The sequence below is a fragment of the Streptomyces fildesensis genome (assembly GCF_016107395.1).
In the GTDB taxonomy this organism is placed as follows: Bacteria; Actinomycetota; Actinomycetes; order Streptomycetales; family Streptomycetaceae; genus Actinacidiphila; species Actinacidiphila fildesensis.
In genome coordinates this window covers 1-21,548 of the sequence record NZ_JAAIKO010000048.1, presented here as the reverse complement: position 1 = coordinate 21,548, position 21,548 = coordinate 1, and the positions used below count along the sequence as shown (strand labels likewise).

The window sequence follows — 21,548 nt, the reverse complement described above, 5'->3', positions numbered from 1 at the left end:
ACTGCCACATCTGCGGCCGGGTGGCTGTCGATCGCTTCCATGCGCTCATCATGCCGGTCAGCTTCGCCGACACTTTTTAGGAAGTTGTCAGGGCCGGCTGCCGAATTGTTCGCAGGAGCAAGAAAGCCGCGACAGCGACCGCTGCCAGGGCAGCGGTCGCTGTGCGGTTCCGCCGCGACGGGGAGGCGTGCGCGCGACGGCGCATATCCGCCGATACGTCGTCTTCCCCATTGCGGAGCATGGTGCGGAAAGCTCAGTTGGAGAAGTCCTGGGTGAGCCAGACAGTTCCTGAACTGTCCCGGAATACCGCGATACCGATATGGGTGAACGAGGAGCTCAGCATGTTGCGGCGGTGGCCGTCGTTCGGCGGTCGCTCGTCGAGCATGCTCTGCGTGAGTCCGAGTGCCATCTTGGCTATGGCCTGCTGGGTGTCGGCGACCGGTCCGCCCTCGCCGATGTTCTCTCCCGCCGACATCCACTGCACGCCCTGCGCCCGCTCGCGGTCGCCGAACGCGGGCTCGCCGGGGCACTGGTGGGACAGTCCACAGCCGGCGGACATCACCTTGTTGTGCGCCGCCGCACTGCGGTTCAGCCCTTCGAGAAGGGTGTACGCGGGCAGTCCCTGGGCGGCCCTGGCCTGGTTGACCTTGGCCAGCACCTGCTGCACCGCGTCGCCGGAGACCGGTGGGGTCGACGGGGCGGACGTGGTGGGGGCGGGCTTCGTCGGGGTCGGCGCCGGCCGGGGCGGGGTGGTGTGACGCGAGGGCGTGGGGGTCGGCTTCGCGGTCGGCCGGGCGGGGTGCGTCACGGGAGACGTGGGCCGGGTGCCGGCCGGCGGCTTGTGTGTGCCCACCGCTGCGGTGGGGGTCGCAGCGGTGGGCTGTCCTGGGGCGTGGCCGGAGCCGCCGCCTATGCAGGCGAAGGCCGTCCCGCCGCCCAGTGCGGCGATCACGGCCGCGCCCATGACGGCTTTGCGCAGTCGGGGCTGCCGCGGTGCGCGGTGCTGCGGCGAGGGGGCGCTGGGCAGATCGGCGCGGCGGTGCGAGCTCATGTGTGGAAGACCTCGGGGGATCGGAGGCGGGGGCCGGCGCGGAGCACAGGGGGATGCCCCGCGCCGGGATGTGTCACGACCGGTCGAGGGGTGCTGCTGAGTGACCGGGCGAGACCGAACCTAGGCGCTTTCCGGCCGGTGTCACACACCGCGACGGGAACCTTAGATTCTCCTAAGGTTGCCCACAGGTTCCGCTCGGTTCCGGGCGGCCGGAGCCGCCTCGAAGCAACCGTCCGCGGTTACCAGGAGACTTCGCGGGTGACCGCCTGTGGCTGCGGGTGGATGGTCCCCGTGGTCTCCGAACGGTGGTTCGCACTGGAGAAGGTCACGGTCAGGGTGTCCGGTGCGTCCTGGTCCGTGCTCGTGGTGAAGCCCGGCGACGGCACCGCGGAGACCAGGCAGATCGCGTCGGCGCCCATGTTGAACGTCACCCGGCCGCCCACCGACTGCATGCTGTGCACCCCCACGCCGCCCTTGCAGGTGTTCGACGTGTTGCGCCCGTTCACCGGAGCGGTCGTCGGAGGCCGCGTGGTGGGCGGCTTGGTGGACGGCGTCACCGTCGGGGTCTTGCGCGGGGTGGGAGTGAGCGGGGTGCTCGGCGCCGAAGTGGCGGGAATGAGCAGGCCGGGTGTGGGGGACGGCGTGCTGAAGACCGTCGGCAGCGCATGCGCGGTCGGCGGTAGCGGAGCGGTCGAATGCACCACAAAGCGCACGGCCAGGAAGGCGGCGGTCACGGTCAGAGCCGTGCAGCACAGCCAGATCATGAGGTAGCGCAGCGGACGGGGCACGGCACCATCATGGCTGATCCGTTACGGTGTGCCGCATGGCCAGCGTCCTTGTCGTGGAAGACGACCCCGCCATACGCGCGGCACTGATCGAGATCCTGACCGGTGACGGCCATGTGGTGCGCAGTGCCGCCGATGGATTCAGCGGACTGAGAGAGGTGACTCAAGGGCCCCTCGACGCCGTCATCCTGGACCTGGGACTGCCGGATCTGGACGGAAGTGACGCGCTGCGCATGATCCGTGGCATCTCCCAGGTACCGGTGCTCGTGGTCACCGCCCGGGACGACGACGCCGAGATCGTCCGGCTGCTGAACGCGGGCGCCGACGACTATCTCGTCAAGCCCTTCTCCAGCGGACAGTTGACCGCCCGGCTGACCGCGGTCCTGCGACGCGTCGGCCGGGCCGTCGCCTCGGTCCCCGGAGGTCTGCACGAAGGCCCGACCGCGACGCAGGGCCCGATGGTGGTCGGTGAGCTGCGGGTGGACGCCATGGCCCGCACCGCGCATCTCGGCGGCCGGGAACTGCATCTCACCCGGCGTGAGTTCGATCTTCTCGCCTACCTGGCCGGCAACGCCGGCTGCGTCGTCTCCAAGCGCAAGATCCTCACCGAGGTGTGGCGCGAGTCCTATGTCGACGATGCGACGATCGATGTGCATCTGTCCGCACTGCGCCGCAAACTCGGTGAACGGGCGATACGTCCGCGGTACCTGCACACGGTGCGCGGTGTCGGCATCAAGCTGGTGACGCCACCGTGAGACGCGCCCTGGCAGGGGTGGCGCTGGCGGTCACTTCCATGGTGGCCCTGTCCTTCCTGATACCCCTCGCCCTGCTGGTGCGCTCGGAGGCCCGCAACCAGGCGATCACCGCCGCCGAACAGCAGGCCGCCGCGCTCGCCCCGGTGCTGGCCCTGACCGACGACATCCCCGACCTGCGCCAGGCCATCTCCGTGCTGGCCCCTGGCGAGGACCTGAGCGTCCACCTGCCGGCCGGACAGGTCGTCGGACCGACGCACGCGCCCGCCGCCCTGCTCCAGCGAGCCGCCCGTGACGGCGAGGCGATCGCCCAGAACCGGCCGGGCGGCTGGGTCTACCTCCAGCCGGTCGTCCTGGGTCCCGGGCGGGTTGCGGTGATCGAGGAGTTCGTCCCCTCGGACCGGCTCAACCGGGGGGTGGCCGCCTCCTGGGGGGCCATCACGCTGCTCGCGGTGGCCCTGGTGGCCGGCTCCACCCTCGTCGCGGACCGGCTCGCCGCCCGCGTGGTGCGCTCCTCGCACCAGCTGTCCCGCGCCACCCACGCCCTGGGCCGCGGCGACCTCAACGTCCGGGTGGACCCGATGGGACCGCCCGAGTTGTACGAGGCGGGGCTGGCCTTCAACGCCATGGCCGATCGCATGCTGGAGCTGCTCGCCGTCGAACGTGAACTCGTCGCGGACCTCTCCCACCGGCTGCGGACACCGCTGACCGCACTGCGCCTCACCGCCGACCGCATGGGGCCGACCGCCGACGCGGAACGGATCGCCGCCGCGATCCACCACCTCGACGCCGAACTGCACTCGATCATCACCGCCGCCCGCACACCACTCGCCGTGGGACCGATGGGATGGGGCCTGCGACCGCTCTCGGGGGCCGCCACCCCTGGCCGGACACCCGCCTCGGGTCCGCCCGCGGAGGGCTGCGCGGCAGCCGCGGTGATCCGCCGCAAAGCCGCCTTCTGGGCCGTTCTGGCCGAGCAGCAACACCGGCCGTTCCATGTGGACATCACCCTTGAAGAGGCACTGATCGACCTGCCCGAGGACGACCTCGCGGCCGTCTTCGACGCCCTGGTCGGCAATGTGTTCCGGCACACGGCGCCGGGCACCGCGTTCGCGGTGCGCCTGGAGCGTGGTGCGCAGAGTGTGACGCTCGTGGTCGAGGACGCCGGTCCCGGCATCCCGGATCCGGGCGGTGCCGTGGCCCGCGGGGTCAGTACGGTCTCCACCGGCCTCGGACTGGACATCGCCCACCGGGCCGCCGCCGTGACGCGCGGAGCGGTGGACATCTCCCGGGGCGGGCTGGGCGGCGCACACATCGAGGTGACCTTCGGACTCGCCGCGGCCCAGGGCAGCGGCGGCCGCAGCAAGCGCCGCCGTCGTACCGCCGCCTCCAGGGGCTCCCGGACACGCTGGTGGACCGCGTCATGACGTTTCCGCGACAAGGCGTGCCCGTTCCCTGACAGGGCCCGCCCGCCTCCCCGACCGGGTCCGCCCATCAGGGTCCGCCCGTCGGGGTCGGGTCGTCGCGTCCTGGTCTACGGGCCGGCGGGGAACGGCTGCTCGGCCCAGATGGTCTTTCCGCGCGGTTGTGCGCCAGGAAGCGCAGATCGGTGTCGAAGACGTTGCACGGGTTTATGTGGAGTGGCCTTAAGTTTTCTTTAAGCCATTTGCAAGACCGGCAATGCGATTTCTGAAATTGTGCGCTGTGTGCCGGCCGGGAATGCCAATGCGGGAGCAACCGGACGCCCTTCCGGCGGACGGCCGCGTCGGTGCTCAGCCGATGAGCACCGACGCCACTGCCGCCGCGACCGTGACGACCGCGAAGCCGACCATCGCCCCGCGCGCCCGCCCGGCCGGATCCACCCGCGGCAGGGGTTCGTGGCGCCGCCCGCCCCACAGGCCCTCGTCCGCCGCGCCGTCCGGTCCGTATGCGCTGAGCCACCGGACGACGAGCGGCGTCCGGTCCTCCTTCTCCATGTGCTGCATACCCACGCAAACGACTCGCCCGGGGACCGGAAACGCGACCTCCGGCACCGCAACCGGATCGTCACCGGCGGGCCGGCCGCATCAGTTCCCGAGGGCCGCCAGCGCTTCGTCCCGGGTGTTGTGCCACAGGGTGGTGACCGGGTCGTAGACCGCGATGCCCGGAGTCGGGGCGCCGATCCCGGCGGCCGTGAAGGTGAGCCCGCTGTGCGCGGGGTCGGCGGCCACCGTGAGGGTCGGGGCGTACCGGGCCGGGGCGCTGCGGTCGTCGGTCCTGACCGCCGCGAACTGGCTCCGGCGTGCGGCGATGACCCGTGGGCCGTCGGCCGAATCCGGGACGGTGCGGGCCTCACCGTCGAGGCCGCCGAACGTCACCGTCGGGAAGCGGTTGACGGTGCATCTGCTCGCGCTCCGGTTCTGCACGCTCACGAGCGCCACCGCACTCGCGATCGGCGGCAGCATATGGACGGTGAAGGAGAGGTCCCCCGGTGCGCACGCACGCACCTTCTCGGGTGCGGCGGGTGCGGCGGGTCCGGCGGGCGAGGCGGGCGTGGCGGATCCGGCGAGTGCGGCCGGGGCCGCGGTGAGGACAAGAGCGGATGTGAGGGCGAGTGTCGTCAGAGTGCGCATGACACTTCCCTATCCCCGCCGTCGCCCCGCTACGCTCCGTCAGGCCGATCACCGGGGACATCGACCGGTTCGGCGTAAACCCCCGCAAGGGCCGCTTCCGCGCCGGAAACGGCCGGCTGCTACCGTCGGGAATCATGAACGACAGCGTGTATGTGGGCAATGCGGGCGTCGACGCCGCACTGGACAAGGGCTGGTTGCTCGGTCACTTCAAGGACGGGTCCGATCCCCGGCACAGCGAGGACGTCGAGATCAAGTGGGGCATCCACCCGCCGGGTGACGAGCGGGCGGTCTGGGTCACCGCGGAGGAACGTACCGCTCTGCTGGTCCTCATCAAGGGCCGGTTCCGGGTGGAGCTTCCCGGGCGGAGTGTGCTCCTCGCCGAGCAGGGTGACTACGTGGTGTGGGGCCGGGGCGTCGACCACTCCTGGTACGCGGAGGAGGAGTCCGTCGTGCTGACCGTCCGCTGGCCCTCGGTCGCCGGTTACAAGGTGATGGAGGAGAGCGACTCCGCCCGGGTGTCCGGCTGACGGCAGCAGGTTGCCGACCCTGACTCCGGTCGGTCCTCGGTCGGTTCTCAGCCGGAGACCGCGCGCAGTGCGCCCGGCCGGCGGCCGGTGAGGCGGTCGAGGGCGGCGGAGGTGGCGTCGTCCGCCGGGAGGTGGACGACAAGGCGCTGGGCGTCGTCGGCGGCCAGGTCGAGTGTCTCGTAGGCCAGGCGCAGTTCGCCCGCTTCGGGGTGGACCAGCCGTTCGACGCCGTTGGACCGCGGGAGGCCCGGCAGGCTCTCCACACGATCGCTGAAGACGGTCCCCGCGGTGACGGTCAGTTCGTCGGCGAGCGCGGCGACATGCGGGTCCGCCCGGAACGGACCCTGTTTGAGGGCGGCCACCTGCTGGTCGGCGACGAGCTCCCAGTCGGGATACGCGGTACGTGCCCGGTCGTCGGCGAAGACGAAGCGGGCCAGGTTCGGGGGAGCCCCGTCCAGCAGGCCGAGGGGCCCGGTCAGCCGCTCGTACCCCGAGGTCCAGGCGAGGATGTCGCTCAGCCGGTTGAGCAGCACGGCGGGAGCGGGCTCCAGACGGTCGAGCAGTGCCTGCACGGAAGGACGCACGGTACGGGCGGGCGGCGCACCGGCCAGGCAGGTGAAGCCGGCCTCGGCACCCTTGGTGAGCCGGTACAGGTGGATGCGTTCGTTCGCGGTCAGCCGGAGCGCGTCGGCCAGCGCGGAGAGCACCGGCGGGGACGGCCGCCGGTCGCGCCCCTGCTCGAGCCGGGTCACGTACTCGACGCTGACGCCCGCGAGCATCGCCAGTTCGGAGCGGCGCAGCCCCGGGGTGCGGCGGCGCGGTCCGGTGGGCAGCCCCACTTCGCCGGGCGCGACGCCCTCGCGGCGGACGCGCAGGAACAGGCCCAACTCGTTGTCGCTCACCCGTCGAACGTAACAGGCGCGGCCGCCGGGATCGTGGCCCTGTCGCTACCAGCCTCGGCCCGGCCTTCCTGCCCGGCCGCCGGCCGGGCAGGTTGGGAGCCGTGACCCGCTCGGTCACCTCACGACGTACGACAGGGAGCACCGACATGTCCGCACCGACCGACACCCGGACCCAGCAGACCCTCAACCTCGCAGTGCTCATCGGCAGCGTCAGGGAAGGCCGGTTCGGCCCCGTGGTGGCGAACTGGTTCTTCGAACAAGCCGCGCTCCACGGCCGGTTCAAGGTGGATCTCATCGATCTCGCCGATACGCCGCTGCCGCTCGAACTGCCGCCCGTGCCACCGGCGATGGAGCCGGCCCTCCCGCGGCCCGCCGAGATGGCGGAGCTCACCCGTCGGCTCGGGGAGGCCGACGCGATCGTCGTGGTGACCCCCGACTACAACCGCAGTTTCCCGGCTTCGCTGAAGGCCGCGATCGACTGGCACTACACCCAGTGGCAGGCCAAGCCGATCGGGTTCGTGGGCTACAGCGGCGGGAGCGGCGGCCTGCTGGCCATCGACAGCTGCGGCAGGTGTTCAACGAACTGCAGGCTCACACGGTCCGCGACTACGTCTCCTTCCCCCGCTACTACCTGCTCTTCGGCCCGGACGGCACCCTGCTGGAGCCCGAGGGACCCGACGCCGCCGCGAAGGTGCTGCTGGACCAGCTGTTGTGGTGGGGATCGGTCCTGCACGACGCCCGGCGCGACCGGCCGTACCCCGCCGCGGCCTGAGTCCCGCGCGGCGCCCCGGTCCGGCGGGCCGGGGCCGGATCAGAACGGCTTCGTCGGCAGGTACTTGCCGTCGAGGGTGATGACGGCCCGGGAGCCGCCGTCGGGGTCCTCGACCTTCCGCACATCGAGCCGGAAGTTGATCGCGCTGATGATGCCGTCGCCGAACTGCTCGTGGATCAGCGCCTTGAGCGTGGTGCCGTAGACCTGGAGCATCTCATGGAAGCGGTAGATCGTCGGATCGGTGGGGACGCCGCCCGGGGCGGAGCCGCGCAAGGGGATCGTCTGCAGCAGCAGGGAGGCGTCCTCGTCCAGGCCGAGGAGCCCGGTGACGGCGTCGGCGGCTTCGGCCGGCAGCGGATGCTGGCCGAGCAGCGCGGCCGTCACGAAGGCCACCGACAGACCGGTGACATCGGCCAGCTCCTGCCAGCTGAGGTCCTTGCGCATCTTGGCGTCGACGACCTGGATCGCGAGCTGCTCGCGGGCCTGCGGGTCGAACTGGGCCTGGATCATGGGAGTTCCTTCCGGAGTGCGGTGTGAGTGATGGCCGGCCGACGGGGTCGTCAGCCGGCGAGTGCGGTGAAGCGGCCGCTCGCGGTGTCGAGTTCCTCGACGGCACCGGTGCCGATGTCGTAGACCCAGCCGTGCAGGGTGACCGTGTGCCGGTCCAGTGCGCGGGCGACGCTGGGATGAGTGGCGAGATGCGCGAGTTGCGTGAGGACGTTGTCGCGGATCAGGGCGGCGACCGCGTCCCCGCCGTCCGCCGCGGCCGCGCGGGCCGGGGAGGCGTCGGCGTACCGCAGCCAGTCGGCGATGGCGGGCAGCGCGGTCAGGTCCCGGCCCTCGGCGAGCGCGGTCATCGCACCGCAGGCGGAATGGCCGCAGACGATGATGTCGCTGACGCCCAGGACACCGATGGCGTACTCGATGCTGGCCGCCACACCGTCCGCGCCGGCGCCGCGGGCGGGGACGAGGTTGCCGGCGGTCCTGATGACGAACAGCTCACCCGGCTCGCGCTGGGTGATCAGCTCGGGGACCACCCTGGCGTCGGAACAGCCGATGAACAGGGCGGTCGGCCGATGGGTGGCGGCGAGGTGCTCGAAGAGCCCCGCCCGGGCGGGGAAGACGTCCCGCTGGAAGCGCTGGACTCCCTCGGCGATATCGCGCATGGTCACTCTCTTCGGTGAGGGTGTCGGTGGAGGCCGACGTGCTCCACCCTGCGTGACCAGTGCCTATAGTGTCCAAGACGGAGAAGTCATGACAGCGATTGCTGTCATCTATAGCGGGAGGCGGCCTTGGAACTACGGCATCTGCGCTATCTGCTCGCCGTCGCCGAACACGCCAACTTCACGCGCGCGGCCGAGGCCCTGCACATCTCCCAGCCGACGCTCTCCCAGCAGATCAAGCAGCTGGAACGCTCCTTGAAGGTGCAGCTGCTGGACCGGACCGGGCGCACCGTCCGGCTGACCGACGCCGGCCGGACCTACGTCCACTACGCCCGCCGCGCCCTGCGCGACCTGGCCGCCGCGGAACGCGCAGTTCTGGACGTCCAGGACCTCTCGTCCGGCACCCTGCGGCTGGCCATGACCCCGACCTTCACCGCCTACCTCGTCGGCCCGCTGACCGGGGACTTCTACACCCGCCACCCCGGCATCACCCTGGACATCCAGGAGGACGCCCAGGACCGTGTCGAAGCCCGGCTGCTGGCCGACGAGCTCGACCTGGGCATCGGCTTCAGCGGCCAACACCTGCCGGGCATCGAGGCCACCGCGCTCTTCACCGAGACCCTGAGCCTCGTCGTCGGCACCGCCCATCCCTACGCCGGCCGGAAGCGCCCGTTGCCGGTGGGGAAACTTCACGGTCACCCTCTGGCGCTGCTCACCAGCGGCTTCGTCACCCGCGGCCACATCGACGCGTATCTCGCCGCGCACCAGGTGCAGCCGCACGTCGCCATGGAGGCGGACTCCGTCAACGCGCTCACCGAGATCGTCCGGCACACACCACTGGCCACGGTGCTGCCTGACGCCATCACCCGCGACCACCCCCATCTGCACCCCGTCGCCCTGGCTCCACCGCTGCCCGCCCGAACGGTCACCCTGCTGCGCCGCGAGACCGCCTACGAGAGCGCCGCCGCCCGCGCGTTCGCCGACCTCACCCACCAATGGGCCGCCACCCGCGGCTACGCCCCCGCCTGACACGGGCACGGGTCGCGGCCGGCCGGCGGACGACTCGTCAGGGCGGCGAAGGCCGGGGGTGACCTGCTGTCGTTGTGATCGTTTCCTGAGGTGAGAGGCCCACACCACATTTCCACGCCAGTGGTATCCCTCAGAACAGGACGACACGATGAGCAAGCACCAAAAGGGCCGTAGGCACCGGACGGTCAACCGCAACCCCCGTCCGGCCGGCCCCGCGCGGCCGCCGGCGGCGCCCCGGACCCCGGCCGCCGGACGGGTGGTTCCCGATGCGGAGCAGGGCGGCACGCGCATCCCGGAGACCTCCCCGGTGGCCCAGGCCCCGCAGACCGCGAAGTCCGCGAAGTCCGCGAAGTCCGCGAAGTCCGCGAAGCCGGACGTACCCAGAGCCTCCGATCCGGTGCCGGACGGCGGTCTCGGTCATCATGCGGCGCGTACCTGGCAGGAGGTGCAGTCCGCCGGGGACGGCGGGATCACGGTCGAGGAGCTGTGCACGGCCGTCGGCTACCAGTCGCGCACCATCCTCAAGCACCTCAAGGTGCTGGCCCAGGACGGGCTGGCCGAGCCGTTCGGAGAGCGGTGGCGGTCCACCGGCCAGAAGCTGTTCTAGGCTCCGTCAGATCTCCCGCTGGATGGAGCAGTAGACGTCGGCGAGCCGGACCAGCGCCTCCAGGCGGGCCAGCCCCCAGCGCCCGTACCTGCGGTTGAGGGCTTCGAACCGGGCGGGCCCCGCCCGGTCCACGGTCTCGGCGGTGCCCAGGACCACCTCCTGGCCCGCGATGGTCAGACGGAGGTGCCGGGGGTCCGGGTCGACGACCGGCGGGAGCAGCGGCCGGGCGAACCCGTGGTGGGACGCGACCAGATGGATGACCAGGTCCGTGTCGATGTCGTCGCGGCCGGCCGCGTGCAGTGCGGCGATGCGGGCCGAGAGCGCTTCGTGCCGCATCCCCTGCGGATAGCCGGAGGCCCGCCGGGCCGTCCCGGACCCGGCCCGGTCGGCCGGGTCCGTACCGGACTTGGCGAGCGGCTCCGGTGCGGCGAGGGCGGCGTCCTCGTCCCCGCCGTGCAGCATCGTCTGGAAGCGCGGATCCCGTTTGCCCTCGTCGTGCAGGGCGGCCGCGAGGGCGACGGCGGCGACCGTACGGCCGTCCAGGTGAAGGTTGCGGGCGTAGAGTCCGGCGGCCGCGGACACCTCGGCCTGGTGTTCGGCGAGGGTTTGCGGCAGACCGGCCGTGGAGGGTCCGTTGAGGGGGGCCTGGCCGGCGACGAACAACCGGAGGCCGTTGACGGTGAGGAGGCGGCCTCCGCGGGCCAGGGCGCTGAACACCCTGAGGTGCGGGACGTCGCCGGGCGCGCTGCCGGCCAGTTCGGCGAACCGGCCGCGGTAGCGGGCCTGCTGTTCGGCGGTGAAGGGTGCGGTGTCGGCGGCGATGTCCGTGACCAGCTGGTCCACCCGGGAGGCGAGCGCGGGGTCGTGGACACGCACGGCGGTGGCCAGGTCCGGGCCGATCCGGACGCCGGCCCGGCCGTCCCCGCCGCCCACCAGGTCCGCGATGTCAACGACCGGATCGGTGGAGGCGGGGTTCCAGCCGTACGCGTCACACCCGCCGAATTCCGTCGGCAGGACGATGAGATCGTCGGCCTCGATGTCGTCGGGCGTGACGATCGCGGTGGCCGCGTCGAACCGGTACCGGAGGATCTCCAAACCGGACCCGCCGTCTGACGGGCCGTCCGAGGGCTCCTCGCCCGGCCCGGGAAACGCGTCGTCGTCGGAGATCGCGTCGGCGTCCGGGCTGCCGGTCAGCCACCGCCGTACGGCGTGCAGCGGCAGTTCGATGCTCTCCTCGGCGGCCGGCGGGAACAGGTTCACCGTATTGCGCCATTCCTCGGCGGTCAGGCCCGCCTCGCGGGTCCGCCACGCGACGCTGACGACAGGGCGGGCGTCCGCGCCGATGCCGTGCAGATACGGGGCGACCGGCTCGTCGGCGTCCGGCGCCGGTTCGGTGCGCACCCAGGCGTCCAGCGCTGCCGCGTGCACGGGAGTTCTGACCGGCGGGGATCCGCGCATCGCCTGCCACTCCGTGGCATCGAGGCCGGCCGTCAACCGGCGCAGCGCGGCGGGGGAGACGGCCGGCCCGGGGCCGGTGAGCTCGGGGGTCTCGCCGGGGCCGGTGACGACCGGCGGGCAGAGCCCGGTCAGCAGGCGCCAGGTGGCGTCGCTCGCGTCCCTGTGCGGCCCGGGCACGTCCGCTGTGCCGTGGACCACGACGGCGCGGGCGTCGGTGCGCCGCCCGACGCGGTTGAGCCGGCCCAGCCGCTGGATCAGCGCCGGGAGCGGGGCCGCTTCGGTGACCAGCGCGTCGAAGTCGAGATCGGTGCCGACCTCGACGGTCTGGGTGGTCACCACATGGAACGGGCCGCCGTCGCGGGACTCGTGGCCGGCCTTCGTCCGGTCGTGCCACCGGCCCCGCAGATACTCCCGGTCCAGGGCGCGGCTCCGCCCCGTCAGCAGCACCTTCTCGCCGGGCAGCAGCTCCAGGACGGCCCGGGCCCGACCGAGCGTGTTGCAGACGACCCCGACGACCTGGCCGTCGGCGGCCGGCCGCTGCGCCCACGCGGCGAGGGAGGCGGCCATCGACCGATCCCGGCTATCCGCGTCCGTGCCGACCTCGACGGGATGGAGCCGCTTGGCCGACCGCAGCCGCGGACCCGCCACCGGATGACGCTCGTCGTCACCGGTGATGCCGTGCGCGTCGGCGCTCCCAAGCCCGGCGACCGCCGACATGGTCACCAGGACGGGGCGCAGTTCCCCGGGCGTCCCGTCCAGCGCGAAGGCGGCGCGGACTCCGGCCGCGAACTCCTCGGACCCGTGCGCCTCGTCGAGGACGATCAGTGAGTCGGTGCCGGTCAGGGCGGCGTCGATCGACCGGCGCCGGGTGCCGGTGCCGGAGCCGCGGAAGAGCAGGCGGCTGCCCACCTGGTCGATCGTGCCGACCACCACGGCGAGCCGGTCCGGGCGCTCCACCCAGTTCGCGGACCAGGTCACCCCGCCCCGCATCCGGGTCGCCTCCAGCACATCGGTGTCGCCCTCGCGCCACAGCGCCCGCGCGACCCGTCCGGTGGCCGTGCCCACCGGGACCGTGGGTACCACCGGAACCGTCGGTGCTGCCGGTCGGTCGGCGTACGGATCCGACAGCGCCGACCGCAGCGCCCGGGCGAGCCGCGCCGCGTGGTCGTACACCTCGTCGGCGGCCAACCGCCGGTCCACGACGTAGAAGATCCGCAGCGGTGCCCGGGAAGGGCCCGCGCCGTTGACGGGCCGGCCGCGCTCCAAGGCCGCAGTGAACACCGCGAGGTCGAGGACGCAGGTCTTGCCGAGTCCGGTCGGCACCGAGACGGCGCGCGGCCAGCCGTCCTTCACTACCCGGTCCACCAGTGCCGTCTGCCAGGGAAAGGGCTCGTACCCGTGAATCTCGCGGCAGAAGGCGGTGAAGTCGCCCGGCTCCGGTTCGAGTTCCAGCATGGATCGGACGCTCCTCAGGTGTCGGCGCCCAGTTTCGCAGGCGGCACCGGGGCTTGTGAAGGTCGAGCCGGCCGCGGAGGCGATGTGAGGGGAGTGAACGGAGAGTTGCTCGGAATTACAAGTTAGGAAACTTTACTAACGTCTATTGACGGCCACCGGGACCTTTGCCACTCTCGCTGCACGCGGCTTGGCGCGGCATCCCCGGATGTGACGCGCTCAGTGAGAGATCTGCCCCGGCCGTGGGCCTCGCGATGTCCCGGTGCAGCCGGGCTCCGCGATCGATCTCCCACGCCCGGAGGCAGTCGTGTCCTTGCTCCTGCCCGCCCGCCATCGCCGTCTGTACGGCCTGGTGGCGGCTCTCGCCCTGCTCATCACCCTGTCGGCCTCGTCGTCCGGATTCGCGGCCGGCGACGTGCTGCTGTCCCGCGGCAGGCCGGCCCTCTCGTCGTCCGACGAGAGCTCGTCCCTCAACGCGGCCAAGGCGGTGGACGGCAACACCGCCACCCGCTGGGCCAGCGAGGAGGGGCTCGACCCGCAGTGGATCCGCGTCGACCTCGGCGCCGCCCACACCCTCACCCGCGTACACCTCGACTGGGAGGCCGCCTACGGCAAGGCGTACCGCGTCGAGGTCTCGCCCGACGGCTCCGCCTGGACCAAGGCGTACTCGACGACCACCGGTGACGGCGGCATCGACGAGGTGGCCCTGCCGGCCGCCACCGCCGGCCGCTACGTCCGCGTGTACGGCACCGCCCGCGGCACCGCATACGGGTACTCCCTCAAGGAGTTCGAGGTGTACGGCCCGGCCGGCGGCCCGGACACCACCGCGCCGACCGCGCCCGGGAACCCGCGCGTCACCGGCACGACCGCCACGTCCGTCTCCCTCGCCTGGGACGCGTCCACCGACGACGTCGGTGTCACCGGCTACCAGGTGACACGGGACGGCGCGGTCGTCGCGACCGCGACCGGCACCACGTACACCGATACCGGCCGCACCCAGGGGACGGCCTACACCTACACCGTCAACGCCGTGGACGCGGCGGGCAACGTCTCCGCCGCGAGCGCACCGGTGACCGGCACACCCGGTCAGAGCTCGACCTCGTTCACGGTCGTCGCCGCGGGTGACATCGCCGATCCCGGCTGCGCCGCGGGCAACAACTGCGGGGCGGAGAACACCGCCAAGCGCGTCGAGGCCATCAATCCCGACGAGGTCCTCACCCTCGGGGACAACCAGTACGACACCGGCAGCCTCAGCGACTTCAAGAAGTACTACGGGACGACCTGGGGCCGGTTCCTCAACAAGACCCATCCGTCGACCGGCAACCACGAGTACGACGACAGCACCCCGGCGGCCGGCTACAAGGGGTACTTCGGCAGCCGCGCCACCCCCGACGGCAAGACCTACTACAGCTGGGACCGGGGCGGCTGGCACTTCGTGGCGCTCGACACCGAGACCTCCATGTCCGCCACCTCCGCGCAGGGCAAGTGGCTGGAGGCGGACCTCACCAAGAACACCAACGGCTGCGTCGCCGCGTACTGGCACCGCCCGCTGTACAGCTCCGGGCCGCAGGCCGACATGGTCAGCAAGCCCGTCTGGCAGATCCTGCGCGCCCACGGCGCCGACCTCATCCTGAACGGCCACGACCACCTCTACGAGCGCTTCGCACCGCAGAACGCGACGGGCGGCGCCGACCCGGCGGGCGTACGGGAACTGATCGTGGGCACCGGCGGCGCCGACAGCTACGGCTTCGAGAGCGCGCAGCCCAACAGCCAGAAGCGGATCACCGACGTCAAGGCCGTCCTGAAGCTGACCCTCACTCCGACCACGTACACCGGGCAGCTGATCCGCGACAACGGCTCGGTGCTCGACACCTTCGGTCCCGTCACCTGCCACTGACAGGTCCCGTCACCCGCCACCGACCCACGCTCGCGCTCAACGCACGGCGAACGCCGTGGAACAAGGAGACAACTCGTGAAACGACACCTGACGGCGCTCGCCGCCGCCATGGTGGCCCTGACGGCCGGAGCCGGTGCGATCTTCGCCGGCTCCGTGCCGGACCGGGCCGAAGCCGCCGGCCGCGGCAATCCGCACGGCGTCACCGGCGACCTGGCGCACTCGTCGAACCGGGCCATCAGCAAGGCGGAGGCGCTGGCCCACCCGGAGCGACTGGTCACCCTCGCCAAGAGCCTGCACACGCGAGTGGTCAACGCCCGGCTGCCGCTGACGACCGATCAGGGCGCGCTGTGGCCCAGCGACTCCGACCCGCGATGGCTCATCAGCTGCAACGAGAGCGACCCGGACAAGCCGGGACTGCTGCGCACGGAGCTGGCGACCGGCAGGTCCCAGACGATCCTGACCGGCACCGAGGCTTGCGACCCCGTGCGGCGCACCGCCTGGGGAACGATCGTCATCGGGGAGGAGACCGGTGGCGGCCCCGAGGGCGGCCGGCTCTACGAGCTGATCGACCCGCTGCACACCACCGGAGTGACGCTCGACCGGTCCACCGGCCGCTTCAGCGGCGGCACCGGGGCGGCGAACCTCACCGTCCGGCCCGGCGTCGGCCGGATGTCCTACGAGGGCATCTCGGTGCTGCCCAACGGCCTGCTCTACTACGCCGACGAGAACCGTCCCGACAAGGGCGCGCCCGGCGGCGCGCTGTTCAAGTTCGTACCGGACAAGCCGCGGGCGGCGGGCGTCGGCCCCATCCACCGGCTGAGCGAGTCGCCGTTCGCGTCCGGCCGGGTCTACGGGCTCCGACTGGGCCGGTACGAAGGCGGCCGGGACTACGGGCAGGGCACCCAGACCGGCCAGGGCGCCTGGATCCCCGTCCCCGACCGCACCGACCCCGACCTGACCGGAGCCACCGCCGCGCTCCATCTGACCGGCCTGTACCGGCCGGAGGACATGGACCTGGACGGGACCGCGCTCGCCGCCGGGCAGGTCCGCGCCTGCGTCAACGAGACGGGAAACGAGGACGAGGCGCAGAACTGGGGCGAGTCGGTGTGCCTGACCGACGGGACGGTGGCCGCCGCCACCACCAACGCGGCGATCCCGCAGATCCAGTTGTTCGTCCCGGGCAGTCCGGCGGTCAACATGCCCGACAACCTGGCCTTCCGGCCGGGCCGCGGCACCTGGGTCGTGCACGAGGACGGTGACACCGAGAGCGATCTGCAGGGCTTCCACGGCAACGACCTGTGGAGTTGTCTGCCGGACGGGTCCGACCCCGACCTGCAGAGCGACGGCTGTATCCGGGTGGCGACCGTCAACGATCCGATGGGCTCGTTCACCGGTGGCGTCTTCGACGCGACCGGGCGCCATCTGTACGTGATCGTCCAGTACAACGTCACCGGCTACGGCGTACTGCTCGACATCAGCGGGTGGAAGTAGCCGATGTACATCTCGGCGAGCAGCAGCACCAGTGCCGCCGACGGCGCCCCGGGCCTCCGCCCGGGGCGCCGGGCCGGGCTGCTGCGTACGGTCCCCGCCAACGTGGTCGCACTCGGCGCCGTCAGCATGGTCACCGATGTCTCCTCGGAGATGGTCAGTGCGGTACTGCCGCTCTACCTGGTCCTCCAACTGGGCCTGAGCCCGCTCGCGTTCGGCATGTTCGACAGCCTGTACTCCGGCGCCACCGTCCTCGTACGGCTGGTCGGCGGCCATCTCGCCGACCGCCGTCAGCGCCGCAAACTGGTCGCCGGGATCGGCTACGGGCTGTCGGCGGTGTGCAAACTCGGCCTGCTGGCCGCGGGGAGCTCGGTGGGCGCCCTCGGCGCGGTGGTGGCCGCCGACCGGGCGGGCAAGGGCCTGCGCACCGCCCCTCGGGACGCGCTCATCTCCCTCAGTACGCCACCGCAGGCCCTCGGACTCGCCTTCGGTGTGCACCGGGCGATGGACACCGTCGGCGCCTTCATCGGCCCGCTCGCGGCCTTCGCGGTCCTCGCCGCGACCGGCACCGCCTACGACGCGGTGTTCGTCGTCAGCTTCTGCGTCGCCGCGCTCGGTGTGGTGCTGCTCGTCTCACTCGTCCGGGACCGGCAGGATCCACCCCCGGACCGGCGGGAGCCCGCGCTGCGCGCCGCGTTCGGACTGCTGCGCGCGGCCGCGTTCCGCCGCACCTGCGTCCTGACCGCCGCCCTGGGTCTCGTCACGGTCAGCGACTCCTTCATCTACCTGCTGCTGCAACGGCGGTTGGGGATCGCCCCGGAGTACTTCCCGCTGCTGCCGCTCGGCACCACCGGCGCCTACCTCCTGCTCGCCGTGCCGCTCGGCCGGATGGCGGACCGTACCGGCAGGTTCCGGATGTTCCTCGGCGGCCATGTGGCGCTGCTCGGCGCGTACGCGATGCTGCTCGGACCCGCCGGCGGACTCTTCGTCCTCATCCCGGCGCTCCTGCTGCACGGGGTGTTCTACGCCGCGACCGACGGCGTGCTGATGGCCGCGGCAGGACCGATGCTGCCCGCCGGGCTGCGGACGAGCGGGATGGCACTGCTGCAGACCGGTCAGGCGGGTGCCCGGGTGGTGTCCTCGATCATCCTCGGCGCTGCCTGGACGGCATGGGGTCCGCGCACCGGGCTCGCGGTGATGGCGACCGGGCTGGCGGTGTGCCTCCTGGTGGCCAGGTTCGGCTTCCCGACGGACGACGCCCGGACCGACGACACCGACTCCTCCGGCGGCACCGAAGCACCCGACGACCGTGCACCTGGCACCGCATCACCCAACGCCCGGGCGTACGACGAGGAGACGATCGCATGACCGCATTCCGGCAGCACGCCCGCTTCCGGCTGCTCGCACCGGTGGTCGCCCTGCTGGTGCTGGCCGGGCTCGGGGTCGGCTACAGCGTCCACGCGGCAAAGCGCGAGGCGGTCCCCGCCGTCCACGGCGAGCCGATCGACACCGCCCGCCCCGGCCAACTGCTGTTCCGGAACACCGCTCCCGGGGCCGGCCACGGCAACATCGCGGCCGTGCCGGCCGACACGGCCGGCGCTCCCCGTACGGTCAGCGGGCTGGGCTGCGAGCGGTTCTACAGCGCGGCGGGCACCGGCGTCTGCCTCGTCACCAGCACCGGCGCCGTGCCCAGGACGTACGCGCTGATCGTCGACCGTCAACTGCGCGAGGTCCGCCGGGTGAAGCTGTCGGGCATCCCCAACCGCGCCCGGGTCTCGCCCAGCGGGCGCATGGTCTCCTGGACGGTGTTCGTCCAGGGGGACTCCTACAACACGGGCGGCTTCTCCACCTGGACCGGAATCCTCGATACCCGTACCGGCTACGCGGTGCTGAACATCGAGGACATCCCGTTGTTCATCGACGGCCGCCGCTACCGCGCGTCCGACGTCAACTTCTGGGGGGTGACCTTCGCGGCGGACGACAACCGCTTCTACGCGACCGTGACGACGAAGGGGAAGACGTACCTCGTCCAGGGCGACTACGGGAAGTGGGAGGCGCACACGCTGCGTGAGAACGCCGAGTGCCCTTCCCTGTCGCCGGACGGCACCCGGGTGGTGTTCAAGAAGCGGGTCTACTCCGACGCGGCGCGGCCCTGGCGGCTCCACGTGCTCGACCTGGCGACGATGCTGGAGACCCCGCTCGCCGAGACGGCGAGCATCGACGACCAGGCCGCGTGGTTCGACGAGCACACCGTCATGTACGCCAGATCGCGGGGCAAGGGCGGCTCCGACGTCTGGGCCGTCCCGTCCGACGGGACCGGACAACCCCGTGAACTCATTGTCGACGCAGCGTCACCAAGTCGCTGAAGGAAGGGTTCCGGGCACGGACGGTGGCCGTCGTGAGCATTCCGACGGCCACCGCGCCTTCACTGTGCGAAACCTGAGTGGGGGTACAACTCGGACGAGGGCTCCCAAGAGCGGGCGTACGGCGGCCCATCGAGCAAGCGCTGTCACGAAGTTGCGTCAAAGGCGAACCCAGACCGCTGCTCAAGCGTCTAAAGGAGTGAGCACAACGAGCCTGCCGGGCACAGCCGTGGCGGTGCTGGAGAGTCAGGAGCGCGTTATGGAACCGGAGCCGGCCGTTGACGTCAGGAGACGTGTCGTCTGTCCCCGCTGCCACAGAGTGAGATGCATCTGCACCTGACACGGCCCCCACCCGGCGGATTCCGGGAGTCCGGTCGGCCGCTCCACCCCGAAAACGGACATGGGGCGACGCCCGCCGCTCACGTTGCCGGCCGCCTGCTAGCGTCGGCGCGGAAGGCGAGTCGTCCCCGGGCCTGAGACCTTGTCGCTCGGCCCGGCCCGGAATCGCCCGGACGTTACTTACACAGTGGGAGCATGCCAGTGCGGGGAAGACACGGCCGGTCACGGTCGCGGGTAGTCACCGGTATCACCGCGGCGGTCGCGGTCTCGGCGCTGGCGGTCGGAGCGTACGCCTCCGCATCCCCGGCAGGCCACGGGCAGGCGGCCTCGCCCGCCGGTGCGTCGCGTGCGTTGCAGGCGGACTTCAGCGCCGCCGCCGCGGAGTTCCAGGTACCCGAGAGCGTGCTGCTCGCCGTGTCGTACCACCAGACGCGCTGGGAATCGCACCAGGGCGCACCGAGCGCCACGGGCAACTTCAATGTCATGGGCCTCACGCAGGTCGACGCGTCGGCCGTACCGGCCCGCACCGACAGCGAGCGCCGCGCGGATCTGAACCAGCGGGGCGAAGGCGGCGCAAGCGCCGCACAGCGGTTCCGTCCGGACAAGGCGGCGCTCGCCGCCGTCGGCTCCGTCCGGACGTCGGATCCGGCGCTGCACACCCTGGACGCCGCCGCCGCGCTGATCGACGAGCCCGCCAAGGCGCTCCGCACCGATCCGCGGGAGAGCGTCCGCGGCGGTGCGGCCCTGCTCGCCTCCTACGAGAAGCAGGCGCACGGGAAGCTCGCCGCCGACCCGGGCCAGTGGTACGACGCCGTCGCGCGCTACACCCAGTCCCCGGACACCGCCGCCGCGAACCAGTTCGCCGACCGGGTCTTCGCGACCATCCGCACCGGCGCCACCCGCACCACCGCGGACGGCCAGCAGGTCACGCTGGCCGCCGCCCCCTCGGTCGTCCCGGCGGCCCCGGCGCCCACCCGCACGGCCAAGGCCGCGGGAGCGAAGGCCGCCGCCGCGGCGGAGTGCCCCTCGGGTCTGGTGTGCGACGTCGTCCCGGCCGCCTACCAGGGGACGAACGCCGCGGACCCGGCCGTCTACGGCAACTACGACAAGGCCAACCGGCCGGCCGACGGCCAGACGATCCGCTACATCGTCATCCATGACACCGAGAGCGACTACAGCTCCGCCGTCAACATCTTCCAGAACCCGACCTCCTACGTCAGCGCGAACTACCTGGTCCGCGCGAAGGACGGCCTGGTGTCACAGGTGGTGCCCACCAAGGACGAGGCGTGGCACGCCGGCAGCAAGGTGCTGAACATGCACAGCCTCGGCGTCGAGCACGAGGGCTTCGCCCTCACGAACGCGAGCTGGTACACCGAGGCGCAGTACGAGTCCTCGGCGGCACTCGTGCGCTACCTGGCGGCCCGCTTCAACATCCCGCTCGACCGGCAGCACATCATCGGCCACGACGATGTCACCGGCCCGACGGACGACTACGTGGCGGGCATGCACTACGACCCCGGTACGTACTGGGACTGGTCGCACTACATGGATCTGCTCGGCGCCCCGCTCGGCGGCAACGGCGCTCCGATCGTCGGCGGGGAGATCACCATCGCTCCGCCCTTCACCACGGCGAACCAGCCCGTGGTGACCGGTTGCGACGGCAAGACGTCCACGAGCCCGTGCCCGGCACGTCCGGCGAACTTCGTCTATCTGCGGACCTCCCCGTCCGCTTCCGCGGCCTTGATCAAGGACGCTCTCGTCGCCAAGAAGGGGGCCACGGGGACCATCCAGGGAGCCGACTGGACGGACAAGGCGGTCTCCGGCCAGACCTTCATCGTCGCCGATGTCCAGGGCGACTGGACGGCGATCTGGTACGCGGGCCAGAAGGCGTGGTTCTTCAACCCCGGCGGACAGAACGCCGTCGCCAACAGCCGCACCGCGCAGAAGGTCGTCACCCCCGCCGGCAGCGCCGCCGTACCGGTCTACGGCCGCTCCTACCCGGAGGAGTCCGCGTACCCGGCCGTCCTCTCCGCCGTCGGCAAGGACCCCAAGCAGCAGGTCGTGGCGACCAGCTACACCATGCCGGCCGGCCAGGCCTATGTCGCCGACGCGCCGATCGCGAGCGACTTCTTCTACGCGCAGAACGTCAACATGGACGCGCCCGGGGACCACACCCTGGTCGTCGGCACGACGACGTACTACCCGATCCGCTACAACCACCGCATCGCCTTCGTGAAGGCGAGTGATGTCACCACCGTCGAGGCGGCCAAGCCCCCGACGGGCACGTACACGCCGACCGGTCCGACGCGGGTGCTCGACACGCGGTCGGGGCTGGGTGCGGCGAAGGCTCC

The 21,548-nt window shown here is 71.8% G+C and carries 18 protein-coding genes and 1 pseudogene; 11 read left to right on the top strand and 8 right to left on the bottom strand.

Annotated features, from left to right (window positions below; genetic code table 11):
• Positions 1-253: 253 nt before the first annotated feature.
• Both C6N31_RS44555 and C6N31_RS44550 read right to left on the bottom strand, forming a co-directional pair.
• Positions 254-1,051, bottom strand: coding sequence for a CAP domain-containing protein (locus C6N31_RS44555; RefSeq protein ID WP_232486088.1), 798 nt, complete (start codon positions 1,049-1,051; stop codon positions 254-256).
• A 239-nt stretch (positions 1,052-1,290) separates the two neighbouring features.
• Positions 1,291-1,839 (bottom strand): hypothetical protein, encoded by a 549-nt coding sequence (locus C6N31_RS44550; protein ID WP_232486087.1) that lies wholly within the window; start codon positions 1,837-1,839, stop codon positions 1,291-1,293.
• Positions 1,840-1,874: 35 nt separating this feature from the next.
• On the opposite strand from C6N31_RS44550, the gene C6N31_RS36225 reads away from it, so the two are divergent.
• Together C6N31_RS36225 and C6N31_RS36220 are read left to right on the top strand one after the other, a co-directional pair.
• Positions 1,875-2,591 (top strand): response regulator transcription factor, encoded by a 717-nt coding sequence (locus C6N31_RS36225; protein ID WP_138351361.1) that lies wholly within the window; start codon positions 1,875-1,877, stop codon positions 2,589-2,591.
• Entirely contained in the window at positions 2,588-4,015 is a 1,428-nt protein-coding gene (locus C6N31_RS36220) for a HAMP domain-containing sensor histidine kinase (RefSeq protein ID WP_138351362.1), read from the top strand. Before C6N31_RS36225 ends, C6N31_RS36220 begins: the two co-directional genes overlap by 4 nt.
• A 345-nt stretch (positions 4,016-4,360) precedes the next feature.
• Here the strand turns inward: C6N31_RS36220 and C6N31_RS36215 are convergent, their stop codons facing one another.
• Together C6N31_RS36215 and C6N31_RS36210 are read right to left on the bottom strand one after the other, a co-directional pair.
• The gene (locus tag C6N31_RS36215) at positions 4,361-4,579 is read right to left on the bottom strand and encodes a hypothetical protein (protein WP_138351363.1); all 219 of its coding nucleotides are present in this window, start codon (positions 4,577-4,579) and stop codon (positions 4,361-4,363) included.
• A 75-nt stretch (positions 4,580-4,654) separates the two neighbouring features.
• Positions 4,655-5,200, bottom strand: a complete 546-nt coding sequence (locus C6N31_RS36210; protein ID WP_138351364.1) for a DUF4232 domain-containing protein — start codon at positions 5,198-5,200, stop codon at positions 4,655-4,657.
• A 134-nt stretch (positions 5,201-5,334) separates the two neighbouring features.
• Between C6N31_RS36210 and C6N31_RS36205 the strand changes: the two genes are divergently transcribed.
• On the top strand, positions 5,335-5,727 hold the full coding sequence (locus C6N31_RS36205; protein ID WP_138351365.1) for a cupin domain-containing protein: 393 nt from the start codon (positions 5,335-5,337) through the stop codon (positions 5,725-5,727).
• Between the two features lie 47 nt (positions 5,728-5,774).
• On the opposite strand, the gene C6N31_RS36200 is transcribed toward C6N31_RS36205, so the two are convergent.
• Entirely contained in the window at positions 5,775-6,629 is an 855-nt protein-coding gene (locus tag C6N31_RS36200; RefSeq protein WP_138351366.1) for a helix-turn-helix domain-containing protein, read from the bottom strand.
• A 146-nt stretch (positions 6,630-6,775) separates the two neighbouring features.
• On the opposite strand from C6N31_RS36200, the pseudogene C6N31_RS36195 reads away from it, so the two are divergent.
• Positions 6,776-7,401, top strand: a pseudogene (locus C6N31_RS36195) (NADPH-dependent FMN reductase).
• A gap of 39 nt (positions 7,402-7,440) precedes the next feature.
• Here C6N31_RS36195 and cynS read toward each other — a convergent pair.
• Positions 7,441-7,911 (bottom strand): cyanase, encoded by a 471-nt coding sequence (cynS, locus tag C6N31_RS36190; protein ID WP_138351368.1) that lies wholly within the window; start codon positions 7,909-7,911, stop codon positions 7,441-7,443.
• Positions 7,912-7,961: 50 nt separating this feature from the next.
• Positions 7,962-8,567, bottom strand: coding sequence for a carbonic anhydrase (locus C6N31_RS36185; protein WP_138351369.1), 606 nt, complete (start codon positions 8,565-8,567; stop codon positions 7,962-7,964).
• 126 nt (positions 8,568-8,693) lie between these two features.
• On the opposite strand from C6N31_RS36185, the gene cynR reads away from it, so the two are divergent.
• Together cynR and C6N31_RS36175 are read left to right on the top strand one after the other, a co-directional pair.
• Positions 8,694-9,593 carry a transcriptional regulator CynR gene (gene cynR / locus C6N31_RS36180; RefSeq protein WP_138351370.1) on the top strand — a complete coding sequence of 300 codons (900 nt, stop codon included), beginning with the start codon at positions 8,694-8,696 and terminating at the stop codon, positions 9,591-9,593.
• 148 nt (positions 9,594-9,741) lie between these two features.
• Positions 9,742-10,200: a helix-turn-helix domain-containing protein gene (locus C6N31_RS36175; protein ID WP_198359113.1), complete on the top strand. Its 459-nt coding sequence runs from the start codon at positions 9,742-9,744 to the stop codon at positions 10,198-10,200.
• A 6-nt stretch (positions 10,201-10,206) separates the two neighbouring features.
• Here the strand turns inward: C6N31_RS36175 and cas3g are convergent, their stop codons facing one another.
• A complete protein-coding gene (gene cas3g / locus C6N31_RS36170; RefSeq protein WP_198359112.1) occupies positions 10,207-13,113 on the bottom strand; it encodes a type I-G CRISPR-associated helicase/endonuclease Cas3g in 2,907 nt (968 codons plus the stop codon).
• A gap of 304 nt (positions 13,114-13,417) precedes the next feature.
• On the opposite strand from cas3g, the gene C6N31_RS36165 reads away from it, so the two are divergent.
• The 5 genes from C6N31_RS36165 to C6N31_RS36145 form a co-directional block, all read left to right on the top strand.
• A complete protein-coding gene (locus C6N31_RS36165) occupies positions 13,418-15,007 on the top strand; it encodes a discoidin domain-containing protein (protein WP_244808975.1) in 1,590 nt (529 codons plus the stop codon).
• A 75-nt stretch (positions 15,008-15,082) separates the two neighbouring features.
• Positions 15,083-16,498: an alkaline phosphatase PhoX gene (locus C6N31_RS36160; RefSeq protein ID WP_138351373.1), complete on the top strand. Its 1,416-nt coding sequence runs from the start codon at positions 15,083-15,085 to the stop codon at positions 16,496-16,498.
• Positions 16,499-16,501: 3 nt separating this feature from the next.
• Complete coding sequence (locus tag C6N31_RS36155) at positions 16,502-17,863, top strand: MFS transporter (RefSeq protein ID WP_138351374.1); 1,362 nt, start codon at positions 16,502-16,504, stop codon at positions 17,861-17,863.
• Positions 17,860-18,861 (top strand): TolB family protein, encoded by a 1,002-nt coding sequence (locus C6N31_RS36150; RefSeq protein ID WP_138351375.1) that lies wholly within the window; start codon positions 17,860-17,862, stop codon positions 18,859-18,861. The genes C6N31_RS36155 and C6N31_RS36150 overlap by 4 nt, the downstream gene beginning before the upstream one ends.
• A 531-nt stretch (positions 18,862-19,392) precedes the next feature.
• The coding region (locus C6N31_RS36145) for an N-acetylmuramoyl-L-alanine amidase (protein WP_198359111.1) at positions 19,393-21,548 on the top strand (2,156 nt) is incomplete at its 3' end.

Excerpts from the sequence above, each read along its gene's own strand:
- C6N31_RS44555 (WP_232486088.1), bottom strand. The coding sequence starts at position 1,051 with ATGAGCTCGCACCGCCGCGCCGATCTGCCCAGCGCCCCCTCGCCGCAG.
- C6N31_RS36225 (WP_138351361.1), top strand. The coding sequence starts at position 1,875 with ATGGCCAGCGTCCTTGTCGTGGAAGACGACCCCGCCATACGCGCGGCA.
- C6N31_RS36210 (WP_138351364.1), bottom strand. The coding sequence starts at position 5,200 with ATGCGCACTCTGACGACACTCGCCCTCACATCCGCTCTTGTCCTCACC.
- C6N31_RS36205 (WP_138351365.1), top strand. The coding sequence starts at position 5,335 with ATGAACGACAGCGTGTATGTGGGCAATGCGGGCGTCGACGCCGCACTG.
- cynS (WP_138351368.1), bottom strand. The coding sequence starts at position 7,911 with ATGATCCAGGCCCAGTTCGACCCGCAGGCCCGCGAGCAGCTCGCGATC.
- C6N31_RS36185 (WP_138351369.1), bottom strand. The coding sequence starts at position 8,567 with ATGCGCGATATCGCCGAGGGAGTCCAGCGCTTCCAGCGGGACGTCTTC.
- C6N31_RS36175 (WP_198359113.1), top strand. The coding sequence starts at position 9,742 with ATGAGCAAGCACCAAAAGGGCCGTAGGCACCGGACGGTCAACCGCAAC.
- cas3g (WP_198359112.1), bottom strand. The coding sequence starts at position 13,113 with ATGCTGGAACTCGAACCGGAGCCGGGCGACTTCACCGCCTTCTGCCGC.
- C6N31_RS36155 (WP_138351374.1), top strand. The coding sequence starts at position 16,502 with ATGTACATCTCGGCGAGCAGCAGCACCAGTGCCGCCGACGGCGCCCCG.
- C6N31_RS36150 (WP_138351375.1), top strand. The coding sequence starts at position 17,860 with ATGACCGCATTCCGGCAGCACGCCCGCTTCCGGCTGCTCGCACCGGTG.